22 protein-coding genes are annotated in these 22,441 nt (G+C 73.5%); 7 read left to right on the top strand and 15 right to left on the bottom strand.

Going from position 1 to position 22,441, the window contains the following annotated elements:
• Nucleotides 1-74: 74 nt before the first annotated feature.
• Together ACZ7LV_RS13925 and ACZ7LV_RS13930 are read left to right on the top strand one after the other, a co-directional pair.
• Nucleotides 75-935 carry a metallophosphoesterase family protein gene (locus ACZ7LV_RS13925; RefSeq protein ID WP_471939030.1) on the top strand — a complete coding sequence of 287 codons (861 nt, stop codon included), beginning with the start codon at nucleotides 75-77 and terminating at the stop codon, nucleotides 933-935.
• A complete protein-coding gene (locus ACZ7LV_RS13930) occupies nucleotides 932-1,612 on the top strand; it encodes a 4'-phosphopantetheinyl transferase family protein (protein WP_471939032.1) in 681 nt (226 codons plus the stop codon). The genes ACZ7LV_RS13925 and ACZ7LV_RS13930 overlap by 4 nt, the downstream gene beginning before the upstream one ends.
• A 27-nt stretch (nucleotides 1,613-1,639) precedes the next feature.
• Here the strand turns inward: ACZ7LV_RS13930 and ACZ7LV_RS13935 are convergent, their stop codons facing one another.
• The 3 genes from ACZ7LV_RS13935 to ACZ7LV_RS13945 form a co-directional block, all read right to left on the bottom strand.
• Nucleotides 1,640-1,885 carry a hypothetical protein gene (locus ACZ7LV_RS13935; protein ID WP_471939033.1) on the bottom strand — a complete coding sequence of 82 codons (246 nt, stop codon included), beginning with the start codon at nucleotides 1,883-1,885 and terminating at the stop codon, nucleotides 1,640-1,642.
• A gap of 222 nt (nucleotides 1,886-2,107) precedes the next feature.
• Nucleotides 2,108-2,638 carry a toxin-antitoxin system, toxin component gene (locus tag ACZ7LV_RS13940; RefSeq protein ID WP_471939222.1) on the bottom strand — a complete coding sequence of 177 codons (531 nt, stop codon included), beginning with the start codon at nucleotides 2,636-2,638 and terminating at the stop codon, nucleotides 2,108-2,110.
• Between the two features lie 33 nt (nucleotides 2,639-2,671).
• The gene (locus ACZ7LV_RS13945) at nucleotides 2,672-3,328 is read right to left on the bottom strand and encodes a helix-turn-helix domain-containing protein (protein ID WP_471939035.1); all 657 of its coding nucleotides are present in this window, start codon (nucleotides 3,326-3,328) and stop codon (nucleotides 2,672-2,674) included.
• Nucleotides 3,329-3,551: 223 nt separating this feature from the next.
• Between ACZ7LV_RS13945 and ACZ7LV_RS13950 the strand changes: the two genes are divergently transcribed.
• Together ACZ7LV_RS13950 and ACZ7LV_RS13955 are read left to right on the top strand one after the other, a co-directional pair.
• On the top strand, nucleotides 3,552-4,223 hold the full coding sequence (locus ACZ7LV_RS13950) for an MmyB family transcriptional regulator (protein ID WP_471939037.1): 672 nt from the start codon (nucleotides 3,552-3,554) through the stop codon (nucleotides 4,221-4,223).
• 290 nt (nucleotides 4,224-4,513) lie between these two features.
• Nucleotides 4,514-6,565 carry a phosphocholine-specific phospholipase C gene (locus ACZ7LV_RS13955; protein ID WP_471939039.1) on the top strand — a complete coding sequence of 684 codons (2,052 nt, stop codon included), beginning with the start codon at nucleotides 4,514-4,516 and terminating at the stop codon, nucleotides 6,563-6,565.
• A 150-nt stretch (nucleotides 6,566-6,715) separates the two neighbouring features.
• Here ACZ7LV_RS13955 and ACZ7LV_RS13960 read toward each other — a convergent pair whose 3' ends face one another.
• Both ACZ7LV_RS13960 and ACZ7LV_RS13965 read right to left on the bottom strand, forming a co-directional pair.
• Nucleotides 6,716-7,612: a DMT family protein gene (locus ACZ7LV_RS13960; protein WP_471939041.1), complete on the bottom strand. Its 897-nt coding sequence runs from the start codon at nucleotides 7,610-7,612 to the stop codon at nucleotides 6,716-6,718.
• Nucleotides 7,609-8,451 (bottom strand): phosphatase PAP2 family protein, encoded by an 843-nt coding sequence (locus ACZ7LV_RS13965; protein ID WP_471939043.1) that lies wholly within the window; start codon nucleotides 8,449-8,451, stop codon nucleotides 7,609-7,611. Before ACZ7LV_RS13965 ends, ACZ7LV_RS13960 begins: the two co-directional genes overlap by 4 nt.
• A gap of 178 nt (nucleotides 8,452-8,629) precedes the next feature.
• On the opposite strand from ACZ7LV_RS13965, the gene ACZ7LV_RS13970 reads away from it, so the two are divergent.
• Entirely contained in the window at nucleotides 8,630-9,244 is a 615-nt protein-coding gene (locus ACZ7LV_RS13970) for a TetR/AcrR family transcriptional regulator (protein WP_471939046.1), read from the top strand.
• 145 nt (nucleotides 9,245-9,389) lie between these two features.
• Here ACZ7LV_RS13970 and ACZ7LV_RS13975 read toward each other — a convergent pair whose 3' ends face one another.
• The 3 genes from ACZ7LV_RS13975 to ACZ7LV_RS13985 all read right to left on the bottom strand — a co-directional run bounded on the left by ACZ7LV_RS13975 (nucleotide 9,390) and on the right by ACZ7LV_RS13985 (nucleotide 13,023).
• The gene (locus tag ACZ7LV_RS13975; protein ID WP_471939049.1) at nucleotides 9,390-10,466 is read right to left on the bottom strand and encodes a DUF2510 domain-containing protein; all 1,077 of its coding nucleotides are present in this window, start codon (nucleotides 10,464-10,466) and stop codon (nucleotides 9,390-9,392) included.
• 108 nt (nucleotides 10,467-10,574) lie between these two features.
• A complete protein-coding gene (locus ACZ7LV_RS13980; RefSeq protein ID WP_471939051.1) occupies nucleotides 10,575-11,729 on the bottom strand; it encodes an anhydro-N-acetylmuramic acid kinase in 1,155 nt (384 codons plus the stop codon).
• 4 nt (nucleotides 11,730-11,733) lie between these two features.
• Nucleotides 11,734-13,023, bottom strand: coding sequence for an MFS transporter (locus tag ACZ7LV_RS13985; RefSeq protein WP_471939053.1), 1,290 nt, complete (start codon nucleotides 13,021-13,023; stop codon nucleotides 11,734-11,736).
• Between the two features lie 200 nt (nucleotides 13,024-13,223).
• Here ACZ7LV_RS13985 and ACZ7LV_RS13990 point away from each other — a divergent pair, with 200 nt between their 5' ends.
• Entirely contained in the window at nucleotides 13,224-15,902 is a 2,679-nt protein-coding gene (locus ACZ7LV_RS13990; protein WP_471939055.1) for an ATP-binding protein, read from the top strand.
• 14 nt (nucleotides 15,903-15,916) lie between these two features.
• Here ACZ7LV_RS13990 and ACZ7LV_RS13995 read toward each other — a convergent pair whose 3' ends face one another.
• The 7 genes from ACZ7LV_RS13995 to ACZ7LV_RS14025 all read right to left on the bottom strand — a co-directional run bounded on the left by ACZ7LV_RS13995 (nucleotide 15,917) and on the right by ACZ7LV_RS14025 (nucleotide 21,756).
• Nucleotides 15,917-16,453, bottom strand: coding sequence for a cysteine hydrolase family protein (locus tag ACZ7LV_RS13995; RefSeq protein ID WP_471939058.1), 537 nt, complete (start codon nucleotides 16,451-16,453; stop codon nucleotides 15,917-15,919).
• 73 nt (nucleotides 16,454-16,526) lie between these two features.
• Nucleotides 16,527-17,648 (bottom strand): bifunctional 3-oxoadipate enol-lactonase/4-carboxymuconolactone decarboxylase PcaDC, encoded by a 1,122-nt coding sequence (pcaDC, locus tag ACZ7LV_RS14000; RefSeq protein ID WP_471939060.1) that lies wholly within the window; start codon nucleotides 17,646-17,648, stop codon nucleotides 16,527-16,529.
• Complete coding sequence (gene pcaB, locus ACZ7LV_RS14005; RefSeq protein ID WP_471939062.1) at nucleotides 17,645-18,940, bottom strand: 3-carboxy-cis,cis-muconate cycloisomerase; 1,296 nt, start codon at nucleotides 18,938-18,940, stop codon at nucleotides 17,645-17,647. The genes pcaDC and pcaB overlap by 4 nt, the downstream gene beginning before the upstream one ends.
• A complete protein-coding gene (pcaG, locus tag ACZ7LV_RS14010) occupies nucleotides 18,937-19,542 on the bottom strand; it encodes a protocatechuate 3,4-dioxygenase subunit alpha (protein ID WP_471939063.1) in 606 nt (201 codons plus the stop codon). The genes pcaB and pcaG overlap by 4 nt, the downstream gene beginning before the upstream one ends.
• A gap of 5 nt (nucleotides 19,543-19,547) precedes the next feature.
• Nucleotides 19,548-20,321: a protocatechuate 3,4-dioxygenase subunit beta gene (gene pcaH, locus ACZ7LV_RS14015; RefSeq protein WP_471939065.1), complete on the bottom strand. Its 774-nt coding sequence runs from the start codon at nucleotides 20,319-20,321 to the stop codon at nucleotides 19,548-19,550.
• Nucleotides 20,321-21,001: a CoA transferase subunit B gene (locus ACZ7LV_RS14020; protein WP_471939066.1), complete on the bottom strand. Its 681-nt coding sequence runs from the start codon at nucleotides 20,999-21,001 to the stop codon at nucleotides 20,321-20,323. The genes pcaH and ACZ7LV_RS14020 overlap by 1 nt, the downstream gene beginning before the upstream one ends.
• On the bottom strand, nucleotides 21,001-21,756 hold the full coding sequence (locus tag ACZ7LV_RS14025) for a CoA transferase subunit A (RefSeq protein WP_471939068.1): 756 nt from the start codon (nucleotides 21,754-21,756) through the stop codon (nucleotides 21,001-21,003). The genes ACZ7LV_RS14020 and ACZ7LV_RS14025 overlap by 1 nt, the downstream gene beginning before the upstream one ends.
• Before the next feature lie 210 nt (nucleotides 21,757-21,966).
• On the opposite strand from ACZ7LV_RS14025, the gene ACZ7LV_RS14030 reads away from it, so the two are divergent.
• Nucleotides 21,967-22,440 carry a MarR family winged helix-turn-helix transcriptional regulator gene (locus ACZ7LV_RS14030; RefSeq protein ID WP_471939070.1) on the top strand — a complete coding sequence of 158 codons (474 nt, stop codon included), beginning with the start codon at nucleotides 21,967-21,969 and terminating at the stop codon, nucleotides 22,438-22,440.
• The last annotated feature ends 1 nt before the right edge of the window (nucleotide 22,441 follow it).

A 22,441-nucleotide genomic window follows, 5' to 3' on the forward strand; every position in this document is an offset into this window, starting at 1 on the left:
TCCGGTGGCCCTTGCCGACCGAGCCGCGCATGTGTTGTCGTGGTGCCTCCGTGTGATCGTGAGGGGGCAGACAGGTGACATCGACGGCCGGCGGTGCCGGACAGCTGCTGGCCATCAGCGACCTGCACATCGGGTACGCGGAGAACCGCGAGCTGGTGGAGAAGATGCGCCCCGACACCGACGACGACTGGCTGCTGGTGGCCGGGGACGTCGCGGAGAGCGTGTCCCGCATCCGCTGGGCCCTGGAACTGCTCGCCGGACGCTTCCGCAAGGTGATCTGGGCCCCCGGCAACCACGAGCTGTGGACGCACCCCTCCGACACTGTCACCCTGCGGGGCGTCGAACGCTACGAGCACCTGGTGGCGATGTGCCGCGAGCTCGGCGTGACGACCCCGGAGGACCCGTACCCGGTCTGGGACGGCCCCGGCGGCCCGATCGCCGTGGCGCCGCTGTTCCTGCTGTACGACTACTCCTTCCTGCCCGCCGGCTGCACGACCAAGGACGAGGGACTGGCCTACGCGCACTCGACCGGGATCGTGTGCAGCGACGAGCATCTGCTGCACCCCGACCCCTACCCCACGCGCGAGGCCTGGTGCCGGGCGCGGGTCGAGCAGACCGAGCGGCGGCTCGCCGAGATCCCCGAAGAGCTGCCGACCGTGCTGGTCAACCACTACCCGCTGGACCGCCACCCGACCGAGGTCCTGTGGTACCCCGAGTTCGCCATGTGGTGCGGCACCCGGCTGACGGCCGACTGGCACCGCCGCTTCCGGGTGGAGACGATGGTCTACGGACACCTCCACATCCCGCGGACCACCTGGCACGAGGGCGTCCGCTTCGAGGAGGTGTCGGTGGGCTATCCGCGCGAGTGGCGCGGACGCGAGCAGCCGCCGGGCCGGCTGCGCCGCATCCTGCCGAAGGAGGACACGACGCCGTGATCGAGGAACTGCTGCCCGCCTCGGTCGTGGCCGTGGAGGTGCACGGCGACGACGGGAGCGAGCCCGCGCCGCTGTACCCGCAGGAGGCGGCCGTCGTCGCGCGCGCCGTCGACAAGCGGCGGCGCGAGTTCGCCCTCGTACGTGCCTGCGCCCGCCGTGCCATGGAGAAGCTCGGCGTGCCGGCGCAGGCCGTGCTGCCCGGCGAGCGCGGCGCCCCCGGCTGGCCCGCCGGACTGGTGGGCAGCATGACCCACTGCGAGGGCTACGGCGCCGCGGCGCTGGTGCGTGAGGCCGACCTGGTCTCGCTCGGCATAGACGCCGAGCCGCACGAGCCCCTCCCGCCCGGGGTGCTGGAGGCCGTGGCGCTGCCGGACGAGCAGGCCCGGCTCAGGCAGCTGGCCGCGGGCCACCCGGGCGTCCACTGGGAACGTCTGCTCTTCAGCGCCAAGGAGTCCGTGTACAAGGCGTGGTTCCCGCTCACCGGGAAGTGGCTGGACTTCTCGGAGGCCGACATCGAGATCACCGTCGGTTCCGAGGGCACGGGGCACGGGCGCTTCCAGGCGAAGCTCCTCGTGCCCGGCCCCGTCGTCGGGGGTCGCCGGCTCGGTGCCTTCGACGGCCGGTGGACGGTCCAGAGGGGGCTCGCGGCCACCGCGGTGACGGTGCCGCACGCCTGACGGCGCGCGGCCCTCGTCCCCCGAGCGCTACGGGCGCAGGTCTCCGGGGCACCAACTCCGCAGCAGGCCGAAGAAGGCCTCCTCGTTGCCCGTCAGGCCGGCCCGCGCCAGCGCCTGTTCGGCCTCGGCGAGGACGGCGGGCGGGACGACCGGCGGCCGAGGGGAGTCGGGTGGCCCGGCCGCGGTGTCGAATGCCGCTCGTACGGTGTGCAGCAGGCGCAGATAGGCCTGCACGGCGGTGCGTTCCCGGTCGGTCAGTACGGCAGTGGGCATCGGTCGGCTCTCCCCGTCTCGTCGTCGCCACCCGTGCCGGAACGGCACGTACGCCCCCGGACTCGACGGCGCACTCCCAGCTTGCCGTCCACCACTGACAATCCGGCTTGGAGGCGCCCCGGTTCGCCCGCTCGGCGGAGGTGTGACGCACCGCGGCGCGGCGCGAAGGCGCTGCTCCGCGCCGGTGCGAGGAGGTTTCGGGCGGAAGCCGGCGGACAGGTCCTAGTGCTGTGGCCCGACGTAGCCCAGCGACGCCTCGATCCGGCCCGCCAGGTGGTCGCGCTGCACCGGTCCGCGCAGGGCCGAACCCGCGAGCCAGGTGCGGCACTTGCTGGCGAGCAGCAGCCCGAAGCTCTCGGCGTCCCGCTCGTCGGCCAGGTCGAAGCGGGTGCGGGCCGCCACTTTCAGGACGGTCGCCTGGAGGTCGGCGTCGTCGTCGAGTAAACGGGCCGCGACCGCGGCGCCCTCGACGTGATGGCTGCAGTGCCCGGCCTTCATGTGCCACAGCTCGTGCCCGAGGATCACCAACTGGTGGTCGGGGGCGGTGCGTTCCTCGATGACCACGAGGTCCTGGTCGGCCATGTCGAGCCACAGCCCGCTGGCCGTGCCGACGGGGAAGGCGGCCGTACGGAAGTGGACGGGGCGGCCGCGGCGTCTGCTCATGCCGTCGCACAGCGCGGAGTAGAGGTCGCTCGGGCGCGCCGGTGCGGACAGGGTCAGCTCCGCGACCAGCTCGCCGCACAGACGGCGCATTTCCTTACCGATGCCCACAGATTCTCTCCCGGATCACGACTCGGGCCGCTTGACGCTCTCCAGGAGCATGTCCAGCCATTCGGCGACCTTGTCGCGGTGCTGGTCGGTGGGCAGTTGGGCGGCCCGCCAGGCGATTCCGCGCACGCCGTGGTCCTGGAGCAGCCGTTCCAGCGGGTCGTCGGCCGCCGCGGCCGCCGCCCGCTCCCGGTCGGCCAGCTTCTGCAGCAGCTCCTGCTCGGTGCGCTGGAGGATGTCCGCGAGCGCCTCGGGGTCCTCGGCCGTGAGGAAGCCGGCGTGCACCCGGAAGAAGCGCTGGATGGCGTCGCAGTGCTCCATGGTGGGACGCCGGTCGCCGTTGATGAGGGCGCCCGCCTGCTGCCGTGACATCCCGGCGCCGTCGGCGATCTCCTGCTGGGTGTACCGGCGCCCGTTGCTTTTCAGCCGGGTGCGCCGCAGCAGGTCCAGGCGTTGCAGGAACCGCGCCTGCACATCGGGCTCGCCGGCCCGGCGGCCGCGCAGCAGGTCCTGGACGACGGGCTCGGGGACGCCGCAGGCCACGGAGAGCCGGGCGGTGTCGAAGACCTCCGCGTGCGCCACACCGAGCCGGTCGGCGAGCGCGGTGACGCGGTAGATCACGGCCGGCAGGGTGGCCGTCGCCGTGGCGCCCGGAACCTCGTAGCCATCCGTCACCGACAGATCTCCTACGTCTCTCACACACTTCTCGCGAGTAATTGGCGTGAACTTCCCGGAGAGTAGCGGGTGGTTCGAACTCACATCCAGGTCTCGCCACAACTGTGGCCAATTTCAGCCGTCGACCGGCATGAAATGCCACGATAGTTGACACGGCAAGCTTCGGGGCATCAGGATCGGGTCGCCGCGTGAAGGCCGCATAGGCAAGAGGGGTGACCTCCCGATGGCACACCAGGCAGGAGGGCAGCGGTCCGCGTTGCGGTCCGTCCCCGAGGATTCCGAGGCCCAGTCGTATCTGGAGGACTACGCCGCCTTCATGGAGGCCGTACCCTTCCCGTCCGTCGTCGTCGACCGGCGCTGGGACGTCGTCCTGGCCAACAGCGCGTTCGCGGCGCTCTTCCGCGGGGTCGCGCCGCATCCGACGGCCATGCCCGGTGACAACTTCCTGAGGTTCGTGCTGTTCCACCCGGATGCCGCGGGTGTGCTCGGGGACCACGAGTCGCGCTGGTGTCTTCCGATGCTGGCCCACTTCGCCGACGCGGTGGAGCGCCACGGTCACGACCACGGGCTGCAGGCCATCCGGCGGGAGATCGCGCAGGACCCCCTCATGGAGGCCGCCTTCCGGCAGGGACTGCCGCACTGGGTGCGGGCGGTCGGCGAGGCCGCCGTCGAGCACGACGGGGCGGTGCGCCCGCTGCTGCACCCCGACCCGCGCTGGGGAGCCACCGACTGCCGGATCGTCGCCGAGACACCGAGGACCCTGCGGGACCTCGGCTGCACCCGGCTGACCATGGTGCTGCGCGAGCCGCGCCGGCCCGCCCCGGCCCCCCGCCGACGGTCCCACGACCGTCGCCCCGCGAGCCATCTCACGGTGGTCCCCACCCCCGAGGCCTGACCGGGCACCGCCGGCGTTCAGGTCGCCGACGGCGCCACGGTCGGGCCGGGGTGACCACCCCGACAGCTCCAGCCCGCCGCTCCGGAACACCGCCGGTCCGGTGGTGATTTGTCAGGGGATCTCCGCGAAGGCCGGGACACGCCCTGGCACACCCCCGCGTACGCGCGACCTTCACGGTGACGCCATCGGGCCCTTCCCGGACGTTCGGTGCTCTTGAAACACTCCTTCCGCGCGCGTTTCGTCAGCATCCGGCCCGGTCGAACTCCTTCAGGACGAGAGGTCCCTCAGTCATGCCCGAAGTCAACCGGCGCAAGTTCCTCCAGATCGCGGGGGCCACCACCGCCTTCACCGCCCTGGCGAGCAGCATCGAGCGGGCCGCCGCCCTGCCGGCCAACCACCGCAACGGAACGATCGAGGACGTTGAGCACATCGTCGTCCTGATGCAGGAGAACCGTTCCTTCGACCACTACTTCGGCAAGCTCCGCGGTGTCCGCGGCTTCGGCGACCCGCGGCCGGTGAAGCTGGACAACGGCAAGTCGGTCTGGCACCAGGCGAACGCCGGCAAGGAGGTGCTGCCCTTCCACCCGGACGCCGACGACCTCGGCATGCAGTTCCTGGAGGGTCTGCCGCACAGCTGGAACGACGGCCAGCAGGCCTACAACGGCGGCAAGTACGACAAGTGGCTGCCCGCCAAGGGCACCACGACCATGGCGTACCTGACCCGCGAGGACATCCCGTTCCACTACGCCCTCGCCGACACCTTCACCGTCTGCGACGCCTACCACTGCTCGTTCATCGGCTCCACCGACCCGAACCGCTACTACATGTGGTCCGGTCACACGGGCAACGACGGCAAGGACGGCGGCCCGGTCCTCGGCAACGACGAGCTGGGCTACGACTGGACGACGTACCCCGAGCGCCTGGAGCAGGCCGGGATCTCCTGGAAGATCTACCAGGACATCGGCGACGGCCTGGACGCGGACGGCTCCTGGGGCTGGATCTCCGACCCCTACCGCGGCAACTACGGCGACAACTCGCTGCTGTACTTCAACAAGTACCGCGACGCCGAGCCCGGCGACCCCTGGTACGACAAGGCCCGCACCGGCACCGACGTGAAGAACGGCGACGGCTACTTCGACCGGCTCCAGGCCGACGTCAAGGCCGACCGGCTGCCGCAGATCTCCTGGATCGCGGCTCCCGAGGCCTTCTCCGAGCACTCCAACTGGCCGACCAACTACGGCGCCTGGTACATCGCCAAGGTCCTGGACGCGCTCACCTCCAACCCCGCGGTGTGGGCGAAGACGGCCCTGTTCATCACCTACGACGAGAACGACGGCTTCTTCGACCACGTGGTGCCCCCGCTGCCGCCGAAGTCCGCCGCGCAGGGCCTGTCCACGGTCGACGTCTCCCTGGACGTCTACCCGGGCGACAGCAAGCGCCCGGCCGGCCCCTACGGTCTGGGCCCCCGGGTGCCCATGCTGGTCGTCTCGCCGTGGAGCAAGGGCGGCTACGTCTGCTCCGAGACCCTCGACCACACCTCGATCGTCCGATTCATGGAGCGCCGCTTCGGTGTCGAGGAGCCGAACATCTCGCCCTGGCGGCGTGCCGTCTGCGGTGACCTGACGTCCGCCTTCGACTTCTCCCGCAAGGACACCAAGCCGGCCCGCCTGCCGGACACCGACGCCTACGAGCCGCCGGACCGGGAGCGTCACCCTGACTACCGGCCGACGCCGCCGGCCGACCCGGACATGCCGAAGCAGGAGCGTGGCCTGCGCCCGGCCCGCCCGCTCCGGTACTCCCCGGTGGTCGACGGCGCGGTGGACGCGGCCGCCGGGAAGTTCACGCTCGGCTTCGCCTCGGGCGAGAAGGCCGGTGCCGCCTTCCTGGTCACGTCGGGCAACCGCACCGACGGGCCGTGGCAGTACACCACCGAGGCCGGCAAGCACCTCTCCGACACCTGGAACTCGGCGTACTCCCAGGGCTCCTACGACCTGACCGTGCACGGCCCCAACGGGTTCGTGCGCGTCTTCAAGGGCCCGAACAAGGTGGCGGGCCCGGAGGTCACCGCGCGCCACTTCGGCGACGACATCGTGCTGACCTTCACCAACAAGGGCTCCGGCACCGCTCAGCTGCGGCTGGTCGACGGCTACACCGGCCGGGCGAAGACCCTGAAGGTGCGCGCGGGCTCGACGGTGAAGCACGTCGCCGACCTGTCGAGGAGCCGGCGCTGGTACGACCTGACGGTTACCTCCGACGCGGACCCGTCGTACCTGCGGCGCTTCGCCGGACACGTGGACAACGGACGCCCGGGTGTGAGCGACCCGGCGATCGTCACGGACTAGCGAGGATCGGCACGCCCTCTCGCCGCACCGGCCGCAAGCCCACGTACATCCCGTACGAGAGCTTCCGGCCGGCACGCCGAGAGGACGCACCGGACGCCGCTCCTCACGGGCCAACCCTGACGCGGCACCGGCGAGGATCGGCCGCCGCGCTCAGAGCGGCGTGAGGTGCCCCGGCCGCGACGGCCGGGGCATCACCGTCTCCGGCCCGGACGGCAGCGCGGGGCCCCGGCCGGAAGGCGTCCGGGACAGCAGCACCACGCCCCAGGACGCCAGCAGCGCCCCCGTGACGGCGAGCAGTACGCCCGTCGCCCCGCCCCGCAGCCGTTCGCCCAGCAGCGACAGGCCGACCACCGCGGCCGCCACCGGATTGCTCAGGGTCACCACCGCGAGCGGGGCGCCGAGCCCGTCCCGGTAGGCGGTCTGCGCCAGCAGCACGCCGCCGCACGCGAACACCGCGACGAGCAGGGCCACTCCCACGACCTGGAAGCCGAGCAGCGGCCCCGAGGAGTCCGTCGCGGCCACCGTCACCGTCTGGGTGAGGGCGGAGCCCACCCCGGAGGCGATCCCGGACGCGCCGGCGTGCCGCAGGCCGGGCCGGGTGCCGGGCCGGGCGAGCACGCAGATCAGCACGGACGCCGAACCCGCGACCGTGAGCGCCTCGGTCACGCCGAGCACGTCGTCGGGAGCGGGGCCCGACGCCGTGACGAGCAGCGCGCCCAGACCCGCCAGCGTGAAGGCGGTGCCGCGCCACTCCACCGCGCTGACCCGTCGGCCCGCGAGCCGGGCTCCCATCGGCACCGCGGCGACCAGTGTCAGCGCCCCCAGCGGCTGCACCACCGTCAGCGGTCCGTAGTTCAGGGCGACGACGTGCAGCACCGCGCCGGAGGCGTTCAGCGCCACCGACACCCACCACGCCGCGCTGGCCAGCAGCCGCAGCACCCCCGAGCCGGCCGCGCGGGCGGCGAGCCGTTCCTGGGCGACCGCGGCGGCGGCGTAGGCGACCGCGGAGAACAGCGACAGGACGACGGCGAGGCCGGTGGCGCTCATCGGCCCGCCTCCGCGAGCACCGGCTCCCGCGCCGGCGACGCCGCTCCGGGCGCCGCGGCCTGAGCCGTCGCCCGCACCGTCCGGCCCGCCGGTACGAGGAGGCGGCCGGGCGGCGCGGCCGTGCGCGGCGCGGGGCGGATGAGCGCCAGCGCCCCGGCCAGCAGGACGGCCGCGACGAGGGCGTCCAGCCAGTAGTGGTTGGCGGTGCCCACGATCACCAGCAGGGTCAGCAGCGGGTGCAGCAGCCACAGCCAGCGCAGCCGCGAGCGCGTCGCCACGATCACCCCGACGGCCAGCAGCAGGGCCCAGCCGAAGTGCAGCGAGGGCATGGCCGCGAACTGGTTCGACAACTGGTCGGTCTCGGGGGAGCCGTACACGGACGGCCCGTACACCTGCCCCGTGTCCGTCAGCCCGGTCGCCGCGAGCATCCGCGGCGGCGCGAGCGGGAAGGCCAGATGCAGTACCAGTGCGGCGGCGGTGAGGGCGGCGAGCACCCGGCGGGCCCAGAGGTAGTGGCCGGGGCGCCGCAGGTACAGCCAGACCAGGAAGGCGGCGGTCGCGGGGAAGTGGACGGTGGCGTAGTAGGTGTTCGCCAGCCGCACCGGCGCCTCGCCGTGCAGCAGCAGGGACTGCACCCAGCCCTCGGCCGGGAGGTGGACGGCCCGTTCCAGGTCCCACACCCGGTGGGCGTTGCGGAAGGCCGCGTGGGTGTGGTCGGTCGCGAGCAGCCGGCCGGACTTGTAGACGAGGAGGAGTCCCGCGACCAGCAGGAACTCCCGGACAAGAGGCGGCCGCGCTATCGCGGAGTCGTCCTCGGCAGGCTCGGTGCGGGCATTCATCCCCCGGCCCCTTCACTGACGGTGGTGCTGAAAGCTCATCGATACGGTGACGTACCGGTACGCCAGTGTACCGATACGTCTTTGTACCGGTACACTGGCGTATCGATTGCGTACGACACACTGGACCACGGGCCCCTGGCCGCAGGACCGGAAGTGACCGGAGCGAGGAGACGGACCCATGACGTCGCAGGCCGCGGACCGACCGGAGACGGTCGGCGCCTCGCGCCGCTCCAAGCTGACGCGGGAGCGTGAGCAGGAGTTCTTCGACGCGGTGATCGAACAGATTCGCGAGTGCGGATACGACGCCGTGACGATGGACGGTGTCGCCACCAGCACGCGGTGCAGCAAGTCCACGCTGTACCGGCAGTGGAAGACCAAGCCGCAGTTCGTGGCGGCGGCGCTGCGCTCGCGGCGCCGGGTGTGCTTCGAGGGGATCGACAGCGGCTCGCTGGCCGGGGACCTGCGGCAGGTCGCGCGGGTGCTCGGGGAGTGGTCCGGACGGGACCATCGGCTCGTCCAGGCGCTCGGTCACGCGGTACTGGAGGACCAGGAACTGGCGCAGGCGCTGCGCGAGACGCTCGTCGAACCCGATCTCGCCGCGGTCGAGCGGATCCTGCGGCGCGGTGTGGAACGCGGGGAGATCGCCGCCGACCATCCGGCGCTGCCGTACGTGGCCGCCCAGATCTTCGGCGTGCTGCGGGTGCGGCCCATGCTGGAGGGCCGGGACGCCGACCCGGACTTCCTGGTGGAGTTCGTGGAGTCCGCCGTGCTGCCGGCGCTCGGACTCACCTGAAGACCCAGGCCGAGTCGTCCGAGGGATGACGGGACGACCGGCCTGCTCGCGCCGCACCGTGGGGACGGGGGCGGCGCGCACCCCCGGCCGGGTGGGGTACCTCTGGAGCGGAGAGGTTCCCCGCCCGGCCGAACAGGGCGGAAAGCTAGACGCTCCGCCCGTCGCCGCCGCCGGAGGACACCTTGATCCCCTCGGTGATCTCGTCGATCAGGGACACGTCCTGGTCGGCGTCGATGCCGAAGCGGACCACGACGAGCCGCCCGGAGTCGCCGGGCGAGGGGAACACCAGCGACTCGACCAGACCGTCGGCACCCTTGCTGGTGACCGCCTTCCAGCGGACCAGATAGCCCTTCTGCCCGGCCACGGTCACCGCCTCGGACGCCAGCACCCGGTGCGAGGTGATCTTCCCGTAGCTGTTGCCGCCGTAGGACTCCTCGGCGTTCGCCGCGATGTCGGCCTTCGCGACCTGCTCGGGCGTGCTGCCCTTGGTGCCGAGCACCTCGGCGGGCGCCGAGTACGCGCCGCCCTTCGTGCACGACTTGGACGTGTCGCCGGGGCACTTGTAGCTGTCCTCGGACGTCATCTGCGCGCCCACGTCGAAGGACTGGCCGCTCCAGCCCTCGGGCACCGTCATGCTGATCCCGTTGACGGGGTCGGACAGCGTGCCGCCGCCCTCGACCTCCGGCGCCTGCGGCCGCCCGGACTCGGGGGACTCGCCCTCGGGGCCGCCCGAACCGCCGGAGCCCTCGTCGCCGAACGGCCCACCCTGGCCGCCGTCCCGCCCGTCCGGTCCCTGCTGCTGCGAATCGGCGCGGCTGGCACCGCCGTCGTCCTTGGTCAGCGCGTAGACGCCGACCCCGATGCAGGCGAGGACCGCGGCCGCCGCCGTGACGGCTATCGCGGTGCGCAGGCCGCGCCGCCGCCCGCCCGGCGGCTGGACCGGATACCCGGGATATCCCGGGTGCCCGGGGAACCCCGGGTACGCCTGGTGCCCCGCTGGGCCCGGAGCCCCGGCACCTCCCGGATACGCGGGAAACGCCGGCTGGGTCTGCTGCCCGTGGGCGGCCGGCGCGGGCCCCGCCGGGGGACCCCAGGCCGCGGCCGACCCCGCCGGACGGGTCTGGTCCGTCCACGCCTTGCCGTCCCACCAGCGCTCCGTGGCGGGACCGTCACTTGTCTGCCCGGGGTCGGGGTACCACCCGGGAGGAGTCAACTGCGTCATGCCCCCACCGTATGAGGCCTCGGTGAAAGACGGATGAGAGGGACCCCCCGCCGGCCGACGGGAGCAGCGCCGGCACACGTCACCGGGGCCCCACGGACTGACGCCCGGTCATTCCAGCATCAGGCGTACCGGTGCGCGCGCGGCGGCCGACGGCAGGCGCAGTCCGTCCCGCCCCGGCGTCACCGACCCCAGCACGCTCGGATGCCGGGCCCCCGTGCTCGCCGGGACCGTGCCCGGCAGCCCGTGCGCCGTCAGGAACCCCAGGACCGCGAACGCGTAGGCCTCCTTCGCGTCGGAGGGGAGCCCGAGCTCGTCGGAGCGGCGCACCGCCACACCCGGCAGCGACTCCCCGAGCATCCGCATCAGCACCGGATTGCGGGTGCCGCCGCCGGACGCGATCACCTCCGTGGCGCCCACCGACCGCACGGCGTCGGCGACCGTGCGCGCGGTGAGCCGGGTCAGGGTCGCGATCACGTCCTCGGCGGGCAGGGTGCCGACCCCGGCCAACGCCTCGTGCAGATACCCGACGTGGAACAGCTCCTTGCCGGTGGTCTTGGGCGCGGGCAGCGCGTAGTACGGCTCCTCCAGCAGCCGCTCCAGCAGCACCGGCTGGACCCGGCCACGGGCGGCGAGGGCGCCGTCCACGTCGCAGGCGAGCCGTCCGCCGCTGAAGCCGTGTGCCGCCGCGTCGATCAGCGCACACGCGGGCCCGGTGTCGAAGGCGGTCCCGTCGACGGCGGTGAGATTGGCGATCCCGCCGAGGTTCAGGGCGACCGGGGTGCCCGGGCGGCCGCGCAGCCACAACAGGTCGATCAGGCTGACCAGCGGGGCGCCCTGACCGCCGGCCGCGACGTCCCGGGGCCGGAAGTCGGCGACGACGGGCAGCCCGGTCGCCTCGGCGATCCACGCGGGCTGCCCGAGCTGGAGGGTGCCGCGTACCTGGCCCTCGTCGACCCAGTGGTACACCGTCTGTCCGTGCGAGGCCACCAACTCGGCCCGTCCGTCGCACAGTTCCCGGTCGGCCCGGACGGCCGCCGCCGCGAAGGCCTGTCCGATCAGGGTGTCCATCCGGCACACCTGTGCCAGGGTCGTGGTCCCGGGTGGCAGGGCCGCCGCGAGCGCCGACCGCACCTCCTCGTCGTAGGGCTCACTCACCATCCCGAGCGGCTTCAGCACGAGGCCGTCTCCGACGAGGCTCAGCTCGGCCGCCGCCGCGTCGATGGCGTCGTACGACGTGCCGGACATCAGCCCGATGACCCGCATCCGTTCACCTCGCCTCCTTCGAAGGTCCCCTCGCCGGGAGGGTGGCGAGGGCCAGCACACTGACCGCGCAGGCGGCCGCCGCGTAGTACGCCGGGACGTCCACGTTCCCGGTCCGCTCGACCGTCTCCGTGATGATGAGCCCGGCACACCCCGAGAACACCGCATTGGACAGGGCGTAGGCGAGTCCCAGGCCGGTGTGGCGGACGGTGGTCGGGAACATCTCCGACAGCATCGCCGGGCCCGGCCCCGCCATCAGCCCGACCACCGCGCCGGCCGCGAACACCGCCAGGCCCTTGACGGACACGGCGGTGTTCGGGTCCTGGAGCAGGTTCAGCAGCGGCACCGCGAGGACCACCACCAGCAGCGCCCCGCAGAGCATCACCGGCCGCCGCCCCACGCGGTCGCTGAGCAGCCCCGCCGGGACGATGGTCACCGCGAAGCCGAGGTTGGCCAGCACGGTGGCTAGCAGCGCCTGCTGGAAGCTCGCGTCCAGGCTGTTCTGGAGGTAGGACGGCAGCACGACCAGGAAGGTGTACCCGGCCGCGGCCCAGCCCATGATCCGCCCGGCGCCGAGCGCGATGGCCCGCGCCACCTCGCGCGGGGGCGGGCTGCGCAGCTCGCGCCGCTCACTGAACGCCGGTGTCTCCTCCAGCCGCAGCCTCAGCCAGAGCGCGCCCAGCCCCATCGGCAGCGTCAGCAGGAACGGCAGCCGCCAGCCCCAGTCGCCGAGTTGGGCCTCCGTCAGCACGGTGGCGAGCAGTGCCGCCGCGCCCGCCCCGCCGAGCAGGCCCAGCGCGACGGTGAACGACTGCCACGAGCCGTACAGTCCGCGCCTGCCCGGCGGGGCGAACTCGGTCATCACCGCCACCGCCCCGCCGAACTCACCGCCCGCCGACAGGCCCTGAAGCACCCTCAGGAACGTGAGCAGCCAGGGCGCGAGCGCCCCGGCCGTCTCGTACGTCGGCAGTGCTCCGATCAGGGTCGTCGCGCCGGTCATCAGCGCGATCACCAGGATCAGCACCGGCCGCCGGCCGATCCGGTCGCCGAGCCGCCCGAACAGGGCGGCCCCGACGGGCCGGAAGAAGAAGGCGAGGGCGAAGGAGGCGTACGTCTTCACCAGGGCCTCGGCCTCGCTGCCGCCCTCCGGGGTGAAGAAGCGGGCGGCGATGACGGTGGCGAAGTAGCCGTAGACACCGAACTCGTACCACTCGATGAAGTTGCCCACCGAGCCCGCGACCAGCGCCCGGCGGGACCGTTCCGGCCTGGTGCCGGCCACCTTCGCGGGCGCCTTCATCAGGGGTGCCTCCCGTCCCGTCACCCCGCGGGTTCCCGGCAGGGGAAAATTAGCGTCAGTTCAGGGGCCGTCGGCTGTCAATAACTTTCACGAGGACGTCACCCAGGGCTACCACACTCCCCCCGACCACCCACCGCCGGACCTCCCGTGGGGCTACGCTCGCCCTGTACGTCGTTCGGGCGACCAGGGGAGGCAGCGGGATGACGGTGGATCCGCCGGCGGCGGGCGCCTCGGCTTCCCTGTGGGAACGGGACGAGGAGATCGCCGGGGTGGTCGAGGCGCTCGACGCCCTGTGCGGGGACCGCGCGTCGTCGGGCGGCCTGCTGGTGTTACGCGGCGAGGCCGGCTTCGGCAAGACCGCGCTGCTCGCAAAGACCCGCCGGCTGGCCGAGGAACGCGGCTGCGCGGTGTGGTCGGCACGCGGCGGTGAGACCCTGCGCTCCGTCCCCTTCAACGTCGTGCGCCAACTGCTGCAGCCCGCCCTCGTCTCCCTGCTCCCCGAGGAGGCCCGGGAGTACCTCGGCGACTGGTACGACGTCGCCGGCCCCGCCCTCGGCATCGCCGACCCCGGCGGGCGCCAGGCCGACCCGCAGGGCGTGTGCGACGGACTCGTCGTCGCCGTGCGGCGGCTGGCCAAGCGGGACTGGCCGCTGGTTCTGCTCATCGACGACGCGCACTGGGCCGACCAGGAGACACTGCGCTGGCTCGCCGCGTTCGCCGAGCGGCTGCACGACCTGTCCGTGCTGGTGGTGGTGGCGCGCAGGCCGGGCGAGGTGACCGGCGAGAGCGCCCGCCACCTCGACGCGGTCGCCGCCGCCGCCGGCCGCCCGGAGACGGTCCTGAGCGCCCTCACCCCGGACGCGACCGCCGGACTCACCCGCGCGACCGTCGGCCGGCACGCCGACGCCCCGTTCTGCCGTGAGGTCTGGGCCGTCACCGGCGGCAACCCCTACGAGACCGTCGAACTGCTCGCCAAGGTGCGGGACACCGAACTGGAGCCGACCGAGTCCTCCGCCGGTGAACTGCGCGCCCTGAACCGCTCGGCGCGCGGCGGCGGGCTCGTCGCCCGCCTGGAGGGGCTCGGCATCGACGCCACCCGGTTCGCCTGGGCGGCCGCCATACTCGGCACCGGCATATCCGTGGACCTGGTGGCCCGGCTCACCACCATGCGCCACGAACAGGCCCTGCGCTGCGCCGACTTGCTGTGCTCGGCCCGGATCCTGACCGCACCCGACCCGGCGGGAGCGCAGGCCGACGACGGCGACCTGGAGTTCGTCCACCCGCTGATCGCCACCGCCGTCTACCACTCGATCCCGGACGCCCTGCGCACCGCCATGCACGGCATCGCCGCACAGATCGTCACCGACTCCGGCCGCGGTGCCGCCGCCGCCTCCCGGCATCTGCTCCAGGTCCACCCGGACGACGACGTCGAACTCGTCGACCAACTGCGCGCGGCCGCCCGGGAACACCTCGCCGTCGGCGCCCCCGACGCGGCCCGCCGCTGCCTCGAACGCGCTCTGCTGGAGCCGCCCCGGCCCGACGTGCACGCGCGCGTGCTCTACGAACTCGGCTGCGCGACCCTGCTCACCGCGCCCGCCCGCACCATCGGCCACCTCCAGACCGCGCTCGCCATGCCCGGCCTCGACGGGGCCGCCCGCGTCGACGCCGTCTTCCGCCTCTCCCAGGCCCTGCTCCACAACGACCAGCTCGAACAGGCCGTACGCACCGTCGAGGCCGAGGCCGCCCGGCACGAGGAGGGTCCCGCCCGGTTGCGGCTGCGGGCCGTCCAGTACATGTGGGAGGGCATCCACGCCGGTGAGGCGCAGACACCGGGACGCTCCGAGCGGCTCGCCGAACTGGCCCGCACCTGCACCGGCCGCGACAACTCCGAGCGCGCGCTGCTCATCCTGCGCGGCTTCGACGCGATGAACCACGGGGAGAACGCCGAGGAGGTCGTCGGACTGTGCGACCGCGCCCTCGTCAACGGCCGGCTCGCGCCCGGACTCGGCTGGACCGACACCGAGTGGGGTGTCGAACTGCTGATGATGCTGGGCAGCTCCTACGCCTACGCCGACCGCCTCGACCGCGCGGAGAACCTGTTCGCCGAGGCCCTGCGCACCTACACCACGGCAGGCTGGAGCGGCGGTCACCTCGCCCTGGCCAACGCCTTTCTGGGCCTCGCCTTCCGCAGGCAGGGCCGGCTGCGGGACGCCGAGTCCGTCCTGCGCGAGTCGCTGCGCCTGGCCGAGCGGGTCGGCCGGGGACTGCCGCTGTACTGGTCGGCGACCTGTGGCCTCGTCGACACCCTGCTGGCCCGCGGCCACGTCCGGGAGGCCTGGTCGGTGGCCGAGCAGTACGGCTTCACCCCGCCCTACCCGTCCACCATCGTGCTGCCCGACACCCGGTCGGTGCGCGGCCGGCTGCTGCTCGCCGTGGGCCGCACCGAGGAGGGCGTGGGCGAACTGGAGGCCGCCCAGAAGGCCGCCGCCGTCCGGGGCGGTCACAACCCCGTGCTCGCGCCCTCGACCCTCGACCTCGCCGGGGCCCTCGCCGTGCGGGACCCGGCACGCGCCGCCCGGCTCGCGGCCGACGCCCGCCGTCAGGCCGAGCTGTTCGGCACCGACACCGCGATCGGCGAGGCCCTGCGCTGCGCCGCCCGCCTGGAGACCGGCCGGCGCAAGGTGAGCCTCGCCGCGCAGGCGGTCACGTATCTGGAGGCCTCGCCCTGCCAGTACGAACACGCAGCGGCCCGTGTCGAGTACGGCCTCGCCGCCCGCTCCACCACCGAACTGAACCGGGGCCTGACCCTGGCCCGTTCCTGCGGCGCCGACGGCCTGGCCCGCCGGGCCAGGGAGGCACTGGCGGAACTGGAGTCCTAGGACCTGGCGGACCGTCATGGCCAGAGGTCGCGGCTTTCGCAGATGCGCGCGTCCATGTTGCGTTCCATCATCCGCAGCGCCGCCTCGGCGAGGTCGGCGTGGATGTGGGCGACGGCGTCCCAGGGCACGATCACCTCGTAGTGCCGGATGTGGGCGTCGAGCGCCGAGTAGAGCACGCACTGCTCGGTCACCTGGCCGGACAGCACGAGCCGGTCGATGCCCTGCTGCTGGAGCAGGTAGTGCAGCGGCGTCTCGTAGAAGATCGAATGGCGGGCCTTGAGCACGAAGAGCGAGTCCGTGTCGGGTTCCAGCGGCGCCACGAGGTCGGCGTGCGGGCCCTTCAGCGCGTGCTCCAGAAGCTCACCGTGGTGCGAGCGCCACTCGCCGAAGTTGTCGTTGACGTAGATGACCGGAACCGACCGCCGCCGCGCGCGCCCGATCAGCTCGGCGACGACCGGCACCACCGCCCCGGCCGACGGGATGAGCAGTTCGGCGTCCTTGTGGTCGTACCTGTTGATCATGTCGATCACGGCCAGCGCGGTCTTGCTCATACGACCAGCATCGCACCACGCGCCGCACGGGCGACTCGGCCTCGGCTCCGGCCCGCCCGGCCGGCCGGAGGGGTCATGCGCGCCCGTCGTCCTCCTCGGCGAGCACCCGCCGGGCCGTTTCGAACGCCGAGTTCGCCGCGGGCACCCCGCAGTACACCGCCGTCTGCAGCAGCACCGCCCCGATCTCCTCGGGCGTGAGCCCGTTGGTCCGCGCCGCACGGACGTGCAGTGCAAGCTCCTCGTGGTGACCGTGCGCGACCAGCGCGGTCAGCGTGATCATGCTGCGTTCCCGGCGGGAGAGCGTCGGGTCGGTCCAGGTCTCTCCCCAGGCGCAGCGCGCGACGAAGTCCTGGAACCGCGCGGTGAAGGGCGTCTGCCGGGCCTGCGCGGCGTCGACGTGCGCGTCGCCGAGGACCTCCCGCCGCACCTCCATGCCCCGCCGTGCCGGCCCGCCGAGATGGGTGCGCAGGGCCGTGAGCACCGCCTCGGGGCACTGCGCGGGCGCGAGGTGCGAGGCGCCGGGGATCTCCACGAGCGCCGCTCCCGGCACGGCGTCCGCGATCTCCCGCAGATGCGCGGGCGGCGTCGCCGGATCGTCGCGGCCGGCCACCAGCAGCGTCGGCGCGCCGATCTCCCGGAGCCGCTCGCGCAGGTCGAACGCGGCGAGCGCGTCGCAGCAGGCGGCGTACGCCTGCGGGTCGGCGTCCCGGTGGTCCCGTACCAGCCGGGGCACCGTGAACCCGGGTGTGAACCAGCGGGCGTCCGCGCCCGCGGCGAGCGAGGCCAGTCCCTCGCGGCGCACCAGCGCGGCCCGTTCCCGCCACGGCCCCGCCCCGCCGAAGTGGGCCGAGGCGCAGATCACGGCGAGGGAGGACACCCGGTGCGGGTGGTGCACGGCGAGGTGCAGCCCCACCGCGCCGCCCAGCGACACCCCGGCGTACGCGAACCGCTCCACACCGAGGGAGTCGGCGAGTGCGAGCACCTGCCGGGCCAGGTCGGCGACGGTGGCGCCGGCCGCGATCAGGTCCGCCGCCGAACCGCCGTGACCCGGCAGGTTCCAGCGGATCACCCGGTGGGTGACGGACAGTTCGGGCGCGACCTTGTCCCACAGGGCGTACGAGGTCCCCAGGGAGGGGCCCAGGAGCAGCGGGGGTGCGGAGGGGGCCCCTTCGACGCGGTGGTCGAGCAGCTTCAACGTCGCTCCAGAGCACGATCGACGAGGGCTCCGGCGGAGCCCGTGTAGTGGGCGGGTTCGAGGTCGGCGTCCTTCAGCTCCGGCGCCTGCTGGAGCGGTCGCCCCTCGGCGGTCAGCCGGGCGAGCAGCTCCTTGGCGCCGGCCCGGCCGAGCGCGGGCGCGAGCTCGGCCGTCAGCCGCTCGGAGACGATCGCCCCCCGGGTGAGGCCGAGGTGCGCGCGCATGACGTCCGCGTGGACCCGTAGCCCGGCGGTCATTTCGGCCGCGTCCCGGGCCGCGCCGCCGGTCAGCCGCAGCAGGTCCCGGAGCGGTTCCCACTCGGCGTGCCAGGCCCCGGCGGGGCGCTCGTCCTCCGCCACCAGCGAGGCGTACAGCGTGGCGGCCGGCTGCGGGGCGCGCCGGGCCGCGGCGGCGATCAGCGTGGACCGCACGGGGTTCGCCTTGTGCGGCATCGCCGACGAAGCCCCGCCGCTGCCCTCGGTGACCTCGCCGATCTCGGTCCGGGACAGGGTGAGGACATCCGCGGACATCTTGCCGAGCGCCCCGGCCGTCAGCGCCAGACATCCGGCGAGGTCGGCGAGCGGGGTCCGCAGCGTGTGCCAGGGCAGCTCCGGCGCCCGCAGGCCGAGTTCACGGGCGTAGGCAGCCGTCAGCGCGGTGGGGTCGGCCGCGCCGTACGCCCCGAAGGCGGCCAGCGTCCCGGCGGCGCCCCCGAGCTGCGCGGGCAGTGCCTCCCGTACGGCCGCCACCCGGTCCCGGGCGTCCAGCACCAGCGACCGCCAGCCGGCCGCCTTGAGGCCGAAGGTGGTCGGTACGGCGTGCTGGGTGAGCGTGCGTCCCGGCATCACCGTGTCACGGTGCACGGCGGCCAGCCGGGCCAGCGCGGACCCGGTGCGGGCGAGGTCGGCCAGGATCAGGTCCAGGCAGCGCGCGGCGACCAGCATCGTGGCCGTGTCCACGATGTCCTGACTGGTCGCGCCCCGATGGACGTACGGCCCGTGTTCCGTGCCGACCGCCTCCGTCAGGTCGGCGACCAGCGGGACGACGGGGTTGCCGGCGCCGCGGGCGCGATGTGCGAGGGACGCCACGTCGTACCGGGCGGCGTCGGCCGCGCCCGTGACCGCGGTCGCCGCCCCGGCAGGGGCCAGCCCGAGGGAGGCCTGCGCCCGGGTGAGGGCCGCTTCGGCGTCGAGGAGTGCCTGGAGGTAGGCGGTGTCACTCGTCGCGGACGCGGCGGGGGAGCCCGCCCACCCGGGGGCGAGAAGGCCTGTGTCGGGCGCCGGGGAGGTCACCGGAACTCCAGGAAGACCGTCTCGCCCGCACCCTGCAGACGGATGTCGAAGCGGTAGGTGCCGTCGTCCTCGGCGTGTGCGACGAGGGTGTCGCGGCGCTCCCGTGCCAGGCCGGACAGCAGCGGGTCCGAGGCGTGCGCGGCCTCGTCGCCCGGCAGGTAGATCCGGGTGAACAGATGCGTGAGCAGGCCGCGCGCGAACAGGCACACGCTGACGTACGGGGCGCTGTTCCCCCGCGCGCCGGGCCGGAGCGTGCGGGCGTACCAGAGGCCGTTCGCGTCCGTCTGGACGCGGCCCCAGCCGGTGAACTCCACGCCGTTGCGGCCGAGGAAGCCTCCGGACGCCGGATCGCGCCGCATCGAGCCGTCCACCTGGGGCAGCCTGCCCCGCGGGTCCGGGCCCCAGAGCTCCAGGAACGCGTCCGGCAGCGGCGCGCCCGCGCCGTCGAGCACCCGGCCGTGCAGGGTGATGGTGTCCGGGTGGCCGGTGGGCGCGATGTCCTCCCCGCCCGGGAAGGGCAGCGCGTACCCGTAGAACGGGCCCACCGTGTGCGACGGGGTGGGCGGCACGCCCCCCGGACCGCTGGTGTCGATCTTCGTCATGGGGGTCAGCGTCCCTCTTCCGTCCAGGTGGCCCGCGGGCCGTCGAGCACGATGTCCCAGTGGTAGCCCAGCGAGAACTCCGGCACCGACAGGCCGTGGTCGTAGGTGGCGACCAGGCGCCGGCGGGCCGCGTCGTCGGTCACGGACTGCAGGATCGGGTCGTACGCGAAGAGCGGGTCGTCGGGGAAGTACATCTGCGTCACCAGGCGCTGGGTGAACGCCGCGCCGAAGACGGAGAAGTGGATGTGCGCGGGACGCCAGGCGCCCACGTGGTTGCGCCACGGGTAGGGGCCGGGCCGGACGGTGGTGAAACGGTAGTGGCCGTCGGCGTCGGTGAGGGTGCGGCCCGCACCGGTGAAGTGGGGGTCCAGCGGCGCGTCGTGCTGCTCGCGCCGATGGGCGTACCGGCCCGCCGAGTTGGCCTGCCAGATCTCGACGAGCTGGCCGCGCACCGGCCGCCCGGCGCGGTCCAGCAGACGGCCCGAGACGGTGATGCGCTCGCCGATCGGCTCGCCCGGGTGCTGCCGGGTCAGGTCGTTGTCGAGCTCGGTGATGTCGCGCTCGCCGAAGGCGGGGGAGGCCAGTTCCACCAGCTCCGGGTCACGGGCCACGTCGATCGCGACGAGCGGCTGCCGGGGGTGGCGCAGCAGCGAGGAGCGGTACGGGGCGTAGTCGCGCCGCGGGTGGTGCTCGACGGGGCCCCCGTCGGCGAGCCGCTTCTCGTAGGCGGCGCGCTCGGCCGCTATCTCCAGGTCGATGTCGTGCTGGGTGAGCGCCATCACGCCTCCTCCTGTTCCGGCGCCGTCGGCGTCGACGACGGGGACCTCTCTCCTGTGCGCACCTTCGCGGCCGTCCGGGCGACGACGTCCTCGGCGGTGACACCCGGCGCGCACTCGGCCAGCACGAGCCCGTCGTCGGTGACGTCGAGCACGCCGAGATCGGTGACGATCCGGTCCACGCACGCCTTGCCCGTGAGCGGCAGCGTGCACTCGTCGAGGATCTTGGGGCTGCCGTCCTTGGCGGTGTGGGTCATCACGACGACGACGGTACGGGCGCCGTGCACCAGATCCATGGCCCCGCCGATACCGGTCACCAGCTTGCCCGGAACGGCCCAGTTCGCCAGGTCCCCGCGGGCCGAGACCTGCATGGCGCCGAGCACGGCGACGTCGATGTGCCCGCCGCGGATCATCCCGAAGGACAGCGCCGAGTCGAAGAAGGAGGCGCCGGGCAGCACGGTGACCGTCTCCTTGCCCGCGTTGATCAGGTCCGGGTCGACGTCCTCCTCGGCCGGGTAGGGGCCGGTGCCGAGGATGCCGTTCTCCGACTCCAGCACCACCTCCACGCCGGCCGGGAGGTGATTGGGGATCAGGGTCGGCAGGCCGATGCCCAGGTTGACGTACTGCCCGTCCTTCAGCTCGCGTGCGGCCCGTGCGGCCATCTGCTCACGTGTCCAGGCCATCAGCCGCTCACCGTCCGCCGCTCGATCCGCTTGTCGGCGGCCTGTTCCGGGGTCAGGGCGACCACCCGCTGGACGAAGATGCCCGGCAGGTGCACCGCGTCCGGGTCGATGCCGCCCGGTTCGACCAGCTCCTCCACCTCCGCGACGGTCACCCGGCCCGCCATCGCCGCGAGGGGGTTGAAGTTGCGGGCGGACTTGGCGAAGACGAGGTTGCCGTGCCGGTCGCCCCGAGCGGCGCGCACGAGGGCGAAGTCGGTGCGGATGCCGTGCTCCAGCACGTGCTCCACGCCGTCGAACTCCCGTACCTCCTTGGGCGGAGAGGCGACCGCGACACCGCCCCGGCCGTCGTAGCGCCACGGCAGTCCGCCCTCGGCGACCTGGGTGCCGACCCCGGCCGGCGTGTAGAAGGCGGGCACTCCGGCGCCGCCCGCCCGCAGCCGCTCGGCCAGGGTGCCCTGCGGGATCAGCTCCAGCTCCAGCTCCCCGGCCAGGTACTGGCGGGCGAACTCCTTGTTGGCGCCGATGTAGGAGCCCGTCACCCGGGCGATCCGCCCGGCGGCGAGGAGTACCGCCAGGCCGGCCTCCATGGCGCCGCAGTTGTTCGACACCACGGACAGTCCGCCGACGCCGCGCCGGTACAGCGCGTCGATCAGCACGTCCGGGACGCCGCTGAGCCCGAAGCCGCCCACCGCGAGCGACGCGCCGTCGCCCACGTCGGCCACCGCCTCCAGGGCCGTGGCGACCACCTTGTCCATCCGTGAGGTCCCCTGTCTCCCGAGCACTTGCTCAGCACACTGAGCATCCAGTGAACTTTTCTTCACGCTGTCACCCGCCGCCCTGGCCGTCAACCCCCGTGCGCCACCCCTCCGCATCCCCGACGCCGCTTCGCCGCCCACCCGCGACGGACCGGTCTCCCGGCGGTATCGTTCCGTGCACTGACATATGCGCAGGCCTCGGGAGGGCACATGCCGGCGGTGGATCTCGCCAACCAGCCCGGGCATCTCGCCCGGCGGCTCCAGCAGGCGCACCACCTGCTGTGGAACGCGATGGTCTCCGAGGAGACCACCTCGCCGCAGTTCGCCGTGCTGAACGCGCTCGCCGACGAGCCGGGCGTCGACCAGCGCACGGTGGGGGAGCGGGTCGGGCTCGACCGCTCCACCGTCGCCGAGGTCGTCGGCCGGCTCGACCGCCGGGGCCTGCTGGACAAGGTCCGCGACCCGCGCGACGGCAGGCGCTTCCTGCTGCGCCTGACGGGGGACGGGGCGCGCACCCATCGCAAGCTGGCGGTGCGCACCGCCCGGATGAACCAGGTCTTCCTCGCGCCCCTGTCCGCCGCGGAGCAGCCGGTGTTCCTGGAACTGATCCGGCGGGTCGCGGATGCCGCGGAGGGGCTGCGCGATCCGGGTGACCCGGCGCAGCCCCTCGTGGGACGGCGCTGAC

Source organism: Streptomyces sp. NPDC107562, assembly GCF_055657325.1.

Coding starts and splice junctions, on each gene's coding strand:
- ACZ7LV_RS13985 (WP_471939053.1), bottom strand. CDS start 13,023: ATGAAGGCGCCCGCGAAGGTGGCCGGCACCAGGCCGGAACGGTCCCGC.
- ACZ7LV_RS14020 (WP_471939066.1), bottom strand. CDS start 21,001: ATGGCCTGGACACGTGAGCAGATGGCCGCACGGGCCGCACGCGAGCTG.
- ACZ7LV_RS13995 (WP_471939058.1), bottom strand. CDS start 16,453: ATGAGCAAGACCGCGCTGGCCGTGATCGACATGATCAACAGGTACGAC.
- ACZ7LV_RS14025 (WP_471939068.1), bottom strand. CDS start 21,756: ATGGACAAGGTGGTCGCCACGGCCCTGGAGGCGGTGGCCGACGTGGGC.
- ACZ7LV_RS13960 (WP_471939041.1), bottom strand. CDS start 7,612: ATGAGCGCCACCGGCCTCGCCGTCGTCCTGTCGCTGTTCTCCGCGGTC.
- pcaG (WP_471939063.1), bottom strand. CDS start 19,542: ATGACGAAGATCGACACCAGCGGTCCGGGGGGCGTGCCGCCCACCCCG.
- pcaH (WP_471939065.1), bottom strand. CDS start 20,321: ATGGCGCTCACCCAGCACGACATCGACCTGGAGATAGCGGCCGAGCGC.
- ACZ7LV_RS13935 (WP_471939033.1), bottom strand. CDS start 1,885: ATGCCCACTGCCGTACTGACCGACCGGGAACGCACCGCCGTGCAGGCC.
- ACZ7LV_RS13950 (WP_471939037.1), top strand. CDS start 3,552: ATGGCACACCAGGCAGGAGGGCAGCGGTCCGCGTTGCGGTCCGTCCCC.
- ACZ7LV_RS13965 (WP_471939043.1), bottom strand. CDS start 8,451: ATGAATGCCCGCACCGAGCCTGCCGAGGACGACTCCGCGATAGCGCGG.
- ACZ7LV_RS13990 (WP_471939055.1), top strand. CDS start 13,224: ATGACGGTGGATCCGCCGGCGGCGGGCGCCTCGGCTTCCCTGTGGGAA.
- ACZ7LV_RS13975 (WP_471939049.1), bottom strand. CDS start 10,466: ATGACGCAGTTGACTCCTCCCGGGTGGTACCCCGACCCCGGGCAGACA.
- ACZ7LV_RS14030 (WP_471939070.1), top strand. CDS start 21,967: ATGCCGGCGGTGGATCTCGCCAACCAGCCCGGGCATCTCGCCCGGCGG.
- ACZ7LV_RS13980 (WP_471939051.1), bottom strand. CDS start 11,729: ATGCGGGTCATCGGGCTGATGTCCGGCACGTCGTACGACGCCATCGAC.
- ACZ7LV_RS13940 (WP_471939222.1), bottom strand. CDS start 2,638: ATGCGCCGTCTGTGCGGCGAGCTGGTCGCGGAGCTGACCCTGTCCGCA.
- ACZ7LV_RS13970 (WP_471939046.1), top strand. CDS start 8,630: ATGACGTCGCAGGCCGCGGACCGACCGGAGACGGTCGGCGCCTCGCGC.
- ACZ7LV_RS13955 (WP_471939039.1), top strand. CDS start 4,514: ATGCCCGAAGTCAACCGGCGCAAGTTCCTCCAGATCGCGGGGGCCACC.